The sequence below is a fragment of the Halogeometricum rufum genome (assembly GCF_900112175.1).
Taxonomy (GTDB): domain Archaea; phylum Halobacteriota; class Halobacteria; order Halobacteriales; family Haloferacaceae; genus Halogeometricum; species Halogeometricum rufum.
In genome coordinates, this window is record NZ_FOYT01000001.1 from 998283 (window position 1) to 1009696 (window position 11414).

An 11414-nucleotide genomic window follows, 5' to 3' on the forward strand; every position below is an offset into this window, starting at 1 on the left:
CGCGTTGCCGTCTTCAGAAGCTGCTGTGCGCCCAACTGCCGACATCCCTGCCAGGCTTCCCACGCCCGCGAGGAACGAGCGACGAGAGCCCGACGGTACCAGGCCGCTGTTGTCGTCCGCCATGCGCCTACAGCTCCAGGCACGAAATTATTAGAATTTTATAATAGTCTAAAATAACACTAACACCAGAATGAATCAATGGGTAACGGTACATATTAATCGAGGAGACGACTGTACGGAAATCGTACTAGTCTACCCCGTTCGTCGGTGAGAGCCGCTCTCTGTGGTATGCCCCCGTCGAAACACCGGCTCGGTTATGTTTCCGAGTGCGGGGCTGACGGTACGCGCTGTACCGACCCCCGAGCAAAGCGTGGCCCGGGGTCAGCGGGAGGCGGGAAATGACCAGACGTTAGTCCGTCGGCCCGTAGCCTCCACCATGGACACGAGCGAGGCGTTTCGCGGACTGGAGTGCGCCGAGACGGGCGAGCGATACGACGCGACGGCGACGGGCGAGAGCGACGCCGGCGCGCACCTGACGCCGGTGTACGACTTCGACGCCGTCGACTGGGGCGACGGCGCTCTCTCGGACCGGCCGACGGACACGATGTGGCGCTACGCGGACCTCCTGCCGTTCGCGTCCCCGCTGACGGCCGACGAGGGGGCGACGCCGTTGGTGGAGTCGGCGGCACTCGCCGACGAACTCGGCGTCGGGACGCTCTCGGTGAAGGACGAGGGGCGCAACCCGACGGGCACCGTCCTCGACAGGGGACTGTCGCCCGCCGTCACCGACGCGCGCGAGGCGGACGCCGAACTGGTCGCCCTCGCCGCCGCGGGGAACGCGGGACAGTCCGCGGCGTCGTACGCCGGGATGGCCGGGCTTCGCTCCTACGCGTTCGTCCCCTCCCGCGCGCCGTTCTCGAACAAGGCGATGGTGAACGTCCACGGCGGGGAGATGCGCGTCGTCGGCGGGCGGTACCCCGACGCCGAGGACGGACTACACGAGCAACTGCAGTCCGACTGGTTCACGCTGCAGGAGTTCGACAACCCGTACCGCCACGACGGTATCAAGACGCTGGCGTTCGAGGTGGCCGAGTCGCTGGACTGGACGGTGCCCGACGCCGTCGTCGTCCCGGCGAGTACGGGCGAAGTCGTCGTCGGCGTCGCGCAGGGCTTCCGCGAACTCCGTGAACTCGGCCTCGTCGACGCGGTGCCGCCGTTGTACGCCGCGCAGGCGTCCGGGTGTGCGCCCATCTACGCCGCCCACGAACGCGGCGAACGCGACGTCGAGGCGTGGGCGAACCCCGACACCATCGTCGGCGAGTTGGAGATTCCCGACCCGAAGGGCGGCGCCGCCGCCGTTCAGGCCGTCGAGGAGGCGGGCGGCGACGTCCTCGCCGTGGACGACGACGACATCCTCGAGAGCGCCGTCGTCGCCGCGCAGACGGCGGGCGTCGAAGTCGGCACCGCGGGCGGCGCGGCGATGGCCGCCGCGTGGCGACTCGCCGAGGAGGGCGTCGTGGACGAAACCGACCACGTGGTCGTCGTAAACACCGAGTCCGGGACGAAGACGGCAGATATCCTTCGAAGCCACCTGATGGGTCAAGGAATCTGAACCTGCGACGGCGCTTCGTCACGTAATCGACCACTATTATTCCCAGCAGGTTTTTGTTTTAGACCCGTCTAATCCGCCGTATGTTGAGCGACGTGATGGAGGACTACCTCAAAGCCATCTACCAGATAGAGGCGACGTCCGGTCCCCCCGTCTCTACCTCGGCCATCGCGGAGTACCTCGGGAAGACGCCGCCCACGGTCACGAGCATGCTCGGGAAACTCGAAGAACGAGGGCTCGTCGAACGCGAGAAGTACAAGGGCGTCGAGTTGACCGCGGAGGGGGAGACGGTCGCCCTCGAGGTGTTGCGGCACCACCGCCTGCTCGAGTCCTACCTCGCCGAACACCTCGATTACTCGTGGAGCGAGGTCCACGAGGAGGCAGACGCCCTCGAACACCACATCTCCGAGGAGTTCGAACGCCGCGTGGCGGACGCACTCGGCAACCCGACCGTCGACCCCCACGGCGACCCGATTCCCTCCGCGGACCTCGCGCCCATCGAACACGACGAGACGGACGCCCTGACCGACCACCCCGTCGGTGACCGCGTGGTCGTCGCGCGGGTCAGCGACCGCGACGAGGAGGAGTTGGAGTACCTCGCGGCGGCCGGCATCACGCCCGGAACCGCGCTCGAAGTCGTGGACGTGGCCCCGTTCGGGATGGTCACCGTGCGGACCGAAGGCGGCGACGAACAGAGCCTCCCCGACTCGGTGGCCGCGTCCATCCGCGTGAAGTCGCTGGAGGACGCCGACGCCGCGAGTGACGACGGAAACGGCGGCAACGGGGAGGTGCAGACGACGTGAGCGGCTACTGGGAGATAGTCGCCATCGCCCTCGTCACCCAGTTGGCGGTGCTGCCGGGCGAGAAGGTCCAGTTCATCATCGCCGGCCTCTCGACGCGCTACAACCCGCTGGTGGTCGTCGCCGCCGCGGGGTCGGCGTTCGCGGGGTGGACCGCGCTCGAAATCCTGTTCGGACAGGCGCTCCGGTCGGCCCTCCCGCCCGTCGTCCTCGACGCCATCTCGGCGGCGTTGTTCCTCACGTTCGCGGTGCTGCTCTACCGGTCGGCGCCCGACCCGAACGAACCCCACCGGGACCTCGCGGCGGAGACGGACGGCGGGGTCGCGAACCTGACCGACCGGGTCGACCTGCCCGCCCCGTTGGACCGCCTCTCGGGGTCGTTCGGCGGGTTCGTCCCCATCTTCGCCATGATGGCCGTCGGCGAGTTCGGCGACAAGACCCAACTGGTCACCATCGGACTGGCCGTCGAGTACGGCGCAACCTCGGCCATCTGGCTCGGCGAGATGCTCGCCATCATCCCCGTGAGCCTCGCGAACGCGTACCTGTTCCACACGTTCTCGCACCGGTTCGACGTGCGGAAGGCGCACTTCCTCTCGGCGGCCCTGTTCCTCTTCTTCGGCCTCGACACGGTGCTGGCGATGCTGACGGGCTTCTCCCTCTGGGAGACGGCCGTCGGCGTCGTCACCGCGGCGCTCGGATTCGCCTGACGCGGCGAACGAGTCCGTCCCGGTCGTCCCCTCCCGCCGCGTCGCTCGTTCCGGCCCGCTTCGCTCGACGCCGTCGCCGCGTTCCCGGCGGGGGTGACCGTTTTCGGTTGATTTATCCACCGCTCGGTCCGGGAGGTGTACGTGGCAACCGTCGTCGTCACCCTCCTGGCGGGCGTCGTCTTCGGCCTCGCGCTGGCCGCCCCGCCCGGCCCGATGAACGCCATCATCGCCGAGGAGAGCGTGCTCCACGGCTGGCTGGCGGGGTTCAAGGCCGGTCTCGGGGCGATGACCGCCGACGCCATCTTCTTCGTCCTCGCTGCGCTCGGCGTCGTCGCGTTCGTCGAGCGGTTCCCCACGCTCCGGGCCGTCATGGTCGGCATCGGCGGCGTGTTGATGCTCTACTTCGCCTACGGCGCCGCCCGCGACGTGCAGTCGTCGTTCCACGCCGCCGCCGACGCCGAGGTCAGGAAGACGGGCACCGGCTTCACGAAGGCGTTCGTCCTCGCCCTCACGAACCCGTACCAGATCCTGTTCTGGCTCACCATCGGCGTCGGCCTGCTGGACCCGGGGACGCTGGACGTCCTCGCCGAGACGCCGTACGTCGGCGCGTCGCTGGCCGGCCTCCTCGTGGTCGAGACGGGGTCGCCCGCGCTCGTCGTCGGCTTCTTCGGCGGCATCGTCGTCTGGATAACGGGCTTCCCGGCGGCCCTCGTCGGCGCCGAACGGCGCGTGAACGCCCTCGCGCCCGTCGTCGCCGGCGCGAGCGCCGTCGTCCTCGCCGGCTTCGGCGTGCTGTTCCTCTCGCAGGCCGTCGGGACGTTCGTGCCGGCGTGACATTCCGGCCGTCGCCACCGCCGAAACACTAACACTTTCATCCGTGAGGGGGGAGGTTCCACCATGTTCGACAAGTCTACGTGGATACAACTCCCGCGGAACGTCCTCGTGGGTCACGGCGTGCTCGACGAACTCGCCGACGCGGTGGACGAACTCTACCTCACCGGTCGGCCGTTCCTGGTCACGAGTCCGACGCCGAACGACATCGCGGGCGACGCCGTCCGCGCGCAGTTCGACGACCCGGCGTCGGTCACCATCGAGACGGCGAGTTTCGAGTCGGTCGAACGCGTCGTCGCCGCCGCGGAGGCGGCCGACGCGGGCTACCTCGTCGCCCTCGGCGGCGGCAAGGTCATCGACACGGCGAAGATGGCCTCCGACAGCCTCGACTGCGGCTTCGTCTCCGTCCCGACGGCGGCGAGCCACGACGGCATCGTCTCCGGCCGGTCGTCCATCCCGGAGGGCGACACGCGCCACTCCGTCGCCGCCGACCCGCCGTTGGCCGTCGTCGCCGACACCGCCATCCTCGCGGAGGCGCCGTGGGAACTCACCACCGCGGGCTGTGCGGACATCATCTCGAACTACACCGCGGTGAAGGACTGGCAGTTGGCCCACCGCCTGAAGAACGTCGAGTACTCCGAGTACGGCGGGGCGCTCTCGCAGATGACCGCGGAGATGCTCGTCGACAGCGCCGAGTCCATCAAACCCGGGCTGGAGGAGTCCGCGTGGGTCGTCGTGAAGGCGCTCGTCTCCTCCGGCGTGGCGATGTCCATCGCCGGCACCTCCCGGCCCGCCTCGGGCGCGGAACACCTGTTCAGCCACCAACTCGACCGGCTCGTCCCCGGACGCGCCCTGCACGGCCACCAGGTCGGCGTCGGGGCCATCGTCACCGAGTACCTCCACAGCGGCGAGAAGGGCGAGTGGCGCGACATCCGCGACGCCCTCGGCGAGGTGGGCGCACCGACGACGGCCGGCGAACTCGGCATCGACGACGAGACGATTATCGAGGCGCTCACGACGGCGCACACCATCCGCGACCGGTACACCATCCTCGGCGACGGGCTGCGCGAGGACGCCGCCCGCGAGGCGGCCGGGTTCACGGGCGTCATCTAGCGCTCCCGCCACCGCACCGTCTCGCCCCTGCGACACCGCCTCTGTCCCCGCCACCGCGCCCCGAATCGCCGTCCCGAATCCGAAGAGGGAATACGGGCGCTTCCCAACGCCCGCTATGGCAACTGCGAGCGCCGACAACGCGCTGAAAGAGCATCCGCTGGCCGTCACGGCCGTCCTCTCGGTCGTCGGCTACGGCCTCGTCGTCGGGACGTTCCTCGGCTTCGTCCCCGGGGGCGTCTACCCCGACCTCTCGCTGTCACAGGTGAACCTGCTGTCGGACGCCATCGCCGCCGTCAACGCGGTGAACGTCCTCGTCATCGCCGCCGGGTGGCGGTGGATTCGCCGCGACGAGGTGAAGAAGCACGCCGCCGCGATGGTCACGTCGTTCGGCCTCATCCTCGTCTTCCTCGTGATGTACCTCACGAAAATCGGCGGCGGCGGCACGAAGGAGTTCGTCGGCCCGGCGTTCGTCTACTACCCGTATCTGGCGATGCTGGCGATACACATCGTCCTCTCCATCGTCGCCGTGCCGGTGGTGCTGTACGCCCTCGTCCTCGGCATCTCGCACTCGCCGGCGGAACTGCGCCGCGAGACGCCGCACCGACGCGTCGGCCGCATCGCCGCGGGGTCGTGGCTGCTCTCGCTGAGTCTCGGCGTCGTCACCTACTTCCTCCTCAACCACGCCTACGGGTGGGAGTACACCCAGTCCGCGGCGGCCGCACTCGTCTCCGCGCCGTTCTGAGGCGGATTCGCTGCCGCTCGGACCCGCCGCGACCCGACGAGCGAATGTCGAGGATTTTTATCACGCGGCCGCAAGCCGATGCGTATGCGAATCGCGTTCGTCTCGATGTTCACCGAACAACTCCGAGCCGACGGTGCCACGAGACGGATGCGACGGGTCGCCGAACGCCTCGCCGCGCACGGCCACGACGTGTCGGTCCTCTGCGCGCAGTGGTGGGAGGGCGACGTCCCCGAGTTCGAACAGGAGGGGGTGAACTACGTCGCCGTCACGGAGACGCCGTCGGCGACGACGTTCGCCTCGAAGGTGCCGTTCGCCCTCCGGCGCGTCAAACCCGACGTGATTCACGCGACCAACAGTCCGCCGACGCAGGTGACCGGCGCGAAGACGGCCGCGCGCCTCCTCCGCGTCCCCGTCGTCGTGGACTGGTGGGCCGAACGCGAGGGCGACTCCCGCGGCGCGTCCAAGCGGGCGGCGCGCGGCGCCAAGCGCGTCGTCACCCCCTCGCAGATGGTCAAGACCACGGTGCGGGAGTTCGGCGTGAGCGAGGACGCCGTCCGCGTCGTCCCCGAGTCCATCGACTTCGACCTGATACGCGAGGCGGAGACGGACGACCGGGCGGACATCCTCTACTCGCGGCACCTCGACCAGTACGCAAACGTCGAATCGTTCTTCCTCGCACTCGCCGAACTCCGCGACAAGGACTGGCGCGCCGCCGTCGTCGGCGACGGGCCGGAACGCGCGCAGGCCGAACAGACGGCCGCGGACCTCCGCATCGACGACCGGGTGGAGTTCCTCGGCGAACTCCCGCCCGAGGAGTTCGTCCCCATCATGAAGGGCGCGCACGTCTTCGCGCAGACGGCGGCCGTCGAACCGTTCGCCACTCCACTGCTGTGGGCGCTCGCGTCCGGATGCGTCGGCATCGTCGAGTACCAGGCGCGGTCGAGCGCGCACGAACTCGTCGTGAACTGCGACCGGGGCGCGCGCGTCACCAGCCCGCAGGAACTCGCCGACGAGATTTCGGCGGCCGCGGGCCACTCGCAGGAGTCGCTCAACGAGGCGTTCGCCTCGTACGACCACGACGACGTGATTCGCCGCTACGAGACGATATACGAGGACGCCGTCGACGACTACGGGTTCTTCTGACACCGCTCTCCCCCGCCCTTCTCACCGGCGTCGGAGCGCCCGTTCACCGCCGGAGATCGAGTGGCTTCGTTCCGCCGGCACGAACCGCGCCCTCACCAGCGGTGCCCGGCGATGTCGAGTATCGCGCCGCAGCGACGGCACTCCGTCACCTGCAACGGGTCCGAACGTGCGTGGTTGACGACGACGGCCGTCGGGCCGCTCGGTTCCCCGCACCGTCTACACCTGTCTCCCGCCGACGTTGTCTTCGCTCGCATAGTACCTCGGGACGTGTACACGACCCGTGACAGCAACTACCTTCGTGTCGAATTCCGGAACGTCACCCCGTCTGTCGCGTGTTCTGTTGCCCGTCCGCGAACGGGGTCTCCCCCGTGCGCTCCGGGAATCCCATCCCCGAGTTACATTTCGCTCGCCCGCGTACCGCCGAGCGATGTCCGCCGCCCTCCACCTCGCCGTTCGACTCGTCCACGTCCTCGGGATGGCAGCGCTCGTCGGCGGAAGCGCGGCCACGTGGTACGCGCTCCGCATCGACCTCCCGCGGTCGCTCCGCCTCGCGACCCGCTTCGAGTGGCTGTTCTGGGCGTCGCTGGGGCTCATGGTCGTCACCGGCGTCGGCAACCTCGGAACGCTCGGCCCGCCGGCGCCCGCGACTCGCTGGGGAACGGTGCTGACGGTCAAACTGGTCGTCGTCCTCGCCGTCGGACTCGGCTCCGCCGTCCGGTCGCTCGCAGTCGGTCGACTCCGTGGCCGCGGCGCGGACGCCGCGACGCGCGCGTCGCTCCGGCGACTGTACGCCGCGACGGCGTGGTCGCTCGTCCTCCTCGTCGCCCTCGCGGAGGTGCTCGCGCATGGCTGACCGGGACGAAGCGGTCGCGCGCGACGGCGTCGGTCCCGGCGTGAGCGACCGCGACGGCTGGTTCGACGCGTGGGTCGTCGCGACGTTCGACCTCGTGGCGCTCTCGCTCCTCGTCCTCGTCGCGGCCCACGCCTCGGGCTTTCTGGCCGGGGCACTCTCCGGATTCGGGACGCTCCCCGGACTGCTCGTCTTCGGCTACCTCTGGACGCTCGTCGTCGTCGGCGTCCGCTGGGTCCTCTCGGCCGGCGGACTCGATACGTTCGCGTCGAGGCGGCGTCGGGCTCGACTCGTTCGGGGCGTCGCCGGCGGCGCGTTCGTCGGGAGCGCGTTCGTGCTCGGAACCGTCCTCGTCGGTGGCGGCGTCGCCGCCGTCGCGGACCCGGAGTTGGTCGCGACCGTCCTGTTCGTCGCGGGCGTCGGAACCGCCGTCGCCGCCGTCGTCGGCGCCGTCGTGGGACTGGTCTCGACCGGGGTCAACCTGCTGCTGTTCCGCGTCAGCGGCTGGGTCGTCCCGAGCGGCGGAGACGACGCGGAACGCGCGTGAGGCGAGCGAACCGACGGCTCTCGCGGCGTCGAAGCGACCGAATCGGAAGCGGCGAGGCGCCGACTACTCCTCGATGTCGTAGTCGCCGCCGTACTTCAGGAAGAAGAACGCGAGGCCGAGCGTCGCGACCATGGTGAACGTCGTGGCGATGCCGAGCGTCTTCGCGGAGTCCGGCACCGACGGGACGTTCGACGGCGCGGGCGTCGAGATGGACTCGACGACTTCGATGGCGCCGAGCATCCCGGCGGACTTGTGGGGCGCGCAGTGGTACTCGTACTCGCCGAGCGTCTCGAACGTGTGCTCGTAGGTGAAGCCCGTGTTCTCGATGGGTTCGTGGCCGGACCAGCCGGCGCCCTCGGGTTGGCTGTCGACGACGATGTTGTGGTTGTCGGACTCCCAGTTGAACGTCACCGTCGTGCCGGGCGTAATCTGGAGCGGTTCCTCCGTCCCCGGCGTGAAGACGAGGCTGCCGTCCGGGCCGACGGCGACGGTCTCGCTCCCGCCGCCACCGCCGCCACCGCCGCCACCACTGCTGGTGCCGGTGCCCGTCCCCGCGGACGTGCCCGTGCTGGTTCCCGTCCCGGAACTGGTTGCGGTGCCCGTCGACGTCCCCGTCTCTTGCGCCGCGGCCGCACCGGACGCGCCGGCCGCCGCCGCCGTCCCGGCCGCAGTCGTGAGGAAGGCACGGCGGGACATCTCCGCGTTGCCGTCAGTCATGGTCGGCGCTTAGGGGTCCGCTGTAGTGAATACTTTGGTTTCGACTCGTCGCCCGCTCGCCGGAAATCGCCCGACAGGACGGGGTTCAGAGCGTGTAGTCGTGTTCGCCGGTCTCCGTGTCGAGGAAGGCGGTCAGCAGGTCGATGGTCGCGTCCACGTCTTCGACGTGCGCGCTCTCGGTGACGGTGTGGAGGTACCGGGTGGGGACGGAGATGGCGCCGACGGGTTTCGCGCCGTGGGTGTTCTGAAAGCCCGCGGTGTCGGTCCCGCCGGCGGGGAGAATCTCGTACTGGTAGGACACGTCCTCGGCGTCGGCCACGTCGCGGAGGCGACGGTGTACCTTCGGATTCGTGATGACGCTGCCGTCCTTGAGTTTGATGGCGGTCCCCGCGCCGAGTTCGGTGACGTGGTCGCCCGCCTCGAACCCGGGCACGTCGTTCGCGACGGTCACGTCGAGGGCGACGGCGAGGTCCGGGTCGAGGTCGACGCCGAGGGCCGCCGCGCCGCGCAGACCGACCTCCTCCTGCACCGTCGCGGCGAAGTGAACCGTCACCGCGGGGTCGTCGAGACGCTTCGCTGCCTCCAGCATGGCGAACAGGCAGACCCGGTCGTCGAGCGCCTTCCCGGTGACGTGGTCGCCCATCTCGACGGTCGTCTGCTCCATCGTCACGAGGTCGCCCACGTCGACCGTCTCCGCGGCCGCGTCGCCGTCGAGGCCGAGGTCCACGTACACGTCCTTCACCTCGTCGTCCTTCTCCTTCTGCTCCTCGGTGAGCGTGTGCGGCGGCGGCGACCCGATGACGCCCGTCACGTCGCCATCCTCGGTGTGTACCTGCACACGCTGAGCTTTCAGGATGCGCGGGTCCCAGCCACCGAGGGCGTCCAGTTGGACGAACCCCTCGTCGGTGACGTGGCGGACCATGAAGCCAATCTCGTCCATGTGGGCGGCAATCGCCACGGAGTAGTCGGAGTCGCCCTCGACGGTCCCGACGACGTTGCCCATCGCGTCCGTCCGCACCTCGTCCGCGTGCGCTTCGAGTTCCCGGCGAACCACGTCGCGGATGCGGTCCTCGTACCCCGGAACGCCACTCGTCTCGGTCAACTCCCGCAGCAACTCGAAGTCGAAGTCGTAGTCTGCCATGGTGGCATCTTTTGCCAGTCGAGACTAAAGGACTCGTGTCTCGGAACGTGTCGTAAACTGACAATCTGTTTGGAGTTGTTCCGGAACGTTTTTGCCGTGTATCTGTGCATTAGGTGGCATGGCAGACGTAGAGGCGGAACTCCGCGAGCAGTTCACCGAGGCGTTCAGTGACGCAGACTTCCCCGTCAAGAACCAGATGGACCTCGTCCCCGCACTCCCCAACGGCCCGGGGACGCGGTTCGAGGCGGGCGACGGCGAAGTGAGCTTCACGGCGATGGAGATGGCGGCCAAACTCGGCTCCCACCAGGAGTTCCCCTACGACGACGTCGAGACGCTCGTCGACGACGTCATCGCGGGGCTGAAGGCCGAGGACATGATCTGAGTTCCGGCGACCGAACCAGATTCTTTTTCGATATGCGAGAGACGAAGCGAACCCTGTGGGAGTCGTGGCTGGACCGGAACGTCGACGCCGACGACCCCGTCCCGCTGTTCAACACGGAAGACGACCTGACCGTCTCTCTCGTCGACCACGGCCGGGCGAAACGCCGCCCGGTTCTCGAACGGAGTCGTGAGATGGAGGCGTCAGTTCGTTCCGCCGTCGCGAAGGTCGCCGACGACCACGAGACGCGCCGCGGGCGATACGACGGCGTCGTCTACATGATGTACACGCTGGACCGCAGCGAGCTCGTACCGCTCTACATCGGCAAGTCGGGCAAGTTCAAGAAGGAGAGCGACGGGCTGAGCGCGAACTTAGAACACGTCGAGAGCAACGACAACAAGTTCGCTCGGTGGGGGTACGGAAACGCGTACCACATGGGCGACCTGAGCGCGGCGGCGCTCGACGCGTGCGACGACGTCGACACCTCGAATCACGGTTCCCCGAAGGCGAAGTACCGGACGTGGGCTCGGCGGATGTTCGAGACAGGGACGCGTCGCCTCCAACGGCCGGTGTACTTCTGGATTCGGGCATGGGACCGGAGCGAAGGACCATACCCCGACACGTATCCGTATCTCGCGGAACTGGAGTACCAGCTCATCGGCATCGCATACGAACTGTACCCGGAGACGCTACTGAACACCGAGGGCGTCCCGAACAACCCGGACGCCTACGCGAAGATGCGCGAGTGGATTCACCGCGACCAGACCGGTCTCGACGACTTCTGACCCCTTCCGCCACACGAAGCATTACGGTTCCGCCGGCGGAACTGACTCCC

At 68.7% G+C, this 11414-nt stretch carries 14 protein-coding genes; 11 read left to right on the plus strand and 3 right to left on the minus strand.

Translation table 11 applies throughout. The features are described 5' to 3' along the window. Positions 1–436 precede the first annotated feature (436 nt). The 7 genes from BM310_RS05225 to BM310_RS05255 all read left to right on the plus strand — a co-directional run bounded on the left by BM310_RS05225 (position 437) and on the right by BM310_RS05255 (position 6945). On the plus strand, positions 437–1612 hold the full coding sequence (locus BM310_RS05225; protein WP_089805263.1) for a pyridoxal-phosphate dependent enzyme: 1176 nt from the start codon (positions 437–439) through the stop codon (positions 1610–1612). A gap of 80 nt (positions 1613–1692) precedes the next feature. Then, the gene (locus BM310_RS05230; RefSeq protein ID WP_089805265.1) at positions 1693–2412 is read left to right on the plus strand and encodes a metal-dependent transcriptional regulator; all 720 of its coding nucleotides are present in this window, start codon (positions 1693–1695) and stop codon (positions 2410–2412) included. After that, positions 2409–3116 (plus strand): TMEM165/GDT1 family protein, encoded by a 708-nt coding sequence (locus BM310_RS05235; RefSeq protein ID WP_089805267.1) that lies wholly within the window; start codon positions 2409–2411, stop codon positions 3114–3116. The genes BM310_RS05230 and BM310_RS05235 overlap by 4 nt, the downstream gene beginning before the upstream one ends. Positions 3117–3257: 141 nt before the next feature. Beyond that, on the plus strand, positions 3258–3950 hold the full coding sequence (locus tag BM310_RS05240) for a LysE family transporter (RefSeq protein ID WP_089807039.1): 693 nt from the start codon (positions 3258–3260) through the stop codon (positions 3948–3950). A gap of 63 nt (positions 3951–4013) precedes the next feature. After that, on the plus strand, positions 4014–5060 hold the full coding sequence (locus BM310_RS05245) for an NAD(P)-dependent glycerol-1-phosphate dehydrogenase (RefSeq protein WP_089805269.1): 1047 nt from the start codon (positions 4014–4016) through the stop codon (positions 5058–5060). Between the two features lie 115 nt (positions 5061–5175). Further along, on the plus strand, positions 5176–5802 hold the full coding sequence (locus BM310_RS05250) for a DUF420 domain-containing protein (protein ID WP_089805271.1): 627 nt from the start codon (positions 5176–5178) through the stop codon (positions 5800–5802). An 84-nt stretch (positions 5803–5886) separates the two neighbouring features. Beyond that, positions 5887–6945 (plus strand): glycosyltransferase family 4 protein, encoded by a 1059-nt coding sequence (locus tag BM310_RS05255; RefSeq protein ID WP_089805272.1) that lies wholly within the window; start codon positions 5887–5889, stop codon positions 6943–6945. A gap of 92 nt (positions 6946–7037) precedes the next feature. On the opposite strand, the gene BM310_RS21255 is transcribed toward BM310_RS05255, so the two are convergent. Continuing rightward, entirely contained in the window at positions 7038–7199 is a 162-nt protein-coding gene (locus BM310_RS21255) for a hypothetical protein (protein ID WP_177232537.1), read from the minus strand. Positions 7200–7372: 173 nt separating this feature from the next. Here BM310_RS21255 and BM310_RS05260 point away from each other — a divergent pair, with 173 nt between their 5' ends. Both BM310_RS05260 and BM310_RS05265 read left to right on the plus strand, forming a co-directional pair. After that, positions 7373–7798: a CopD family protein gene (locus tag BM310_RS05260; RefSeq protein WP_089805274.1), complete on the plus strand. Its 426-nt coding sequence runs from the start codon at positions 7373–7375 to the stop codon at positions 7796–7798. Beyond that, positions 7791–8342: a hypothetical protein gene (locus tag BM310_RS05265; protein ID WP_089805276.1), complete on the plus strand. Its 552-nt coding sequence runs from the start codon at positions 7791–7793 to the stop codon at positions 8340–8342. The genes BM310_RS05260 and BM310_RS05265 overlap by 8 nt, the downstream gene beginning before the upstream one ends. A 63-nt stretch (positions 8343–8405) precedes the next feature. On the opposite strand, the gene BM310_RS05270 is transcribed toward BM310_RS05265, so the two are convergent. Then, a complete protein-coding gene (locus BM310_RS05270) occupies positions 8406–9059 on the minus strand; it encodes a plastocyanin/azurin family copper-binding protein (protein ID WP_089805278.1) in 654 nt (217 codons plus the stop codon). An 85-nt stretch (positions 9060–9144) separates the two neighbouring features. Then, entirely contained in the window at positions 9145–10200 is a 1056-nt protein-coding gene (locus tag BM310_RS05275) for a M42 family metallopeptidase (RefSeq protein ID WP_089805280.1), read from the minus strand. 118 nt (positions 10201–10318) lie between these two features. Between BM310_RS05275 and BM310_RS05280 the strand changes: the two genes are divergently transcribed. Beyond that, positions 10319–10582 (plus strand): MTH865 family protein, encoded by a 264-nt coding sequence (locus BM310_RS05280; RefSeq protein WP_089805282.1) that lies wholly within the window; start codon positions 10319–10321, stop codon positions 10580–10582. Positions 10583–10614: 32 nt separating this feature from the next. Further along, positions 10615–11364 (plus strand): hypothetical protein, encoded by a 750-nt coding sequence (locus tag BM310_RS05285; protein ID WP_089805285.1) that lies wholly within the window; start codon positions 10615–10617, stop codon positions 11362–11364. Positions 11365–11414 lie beyond the last annotated feature (50 nt).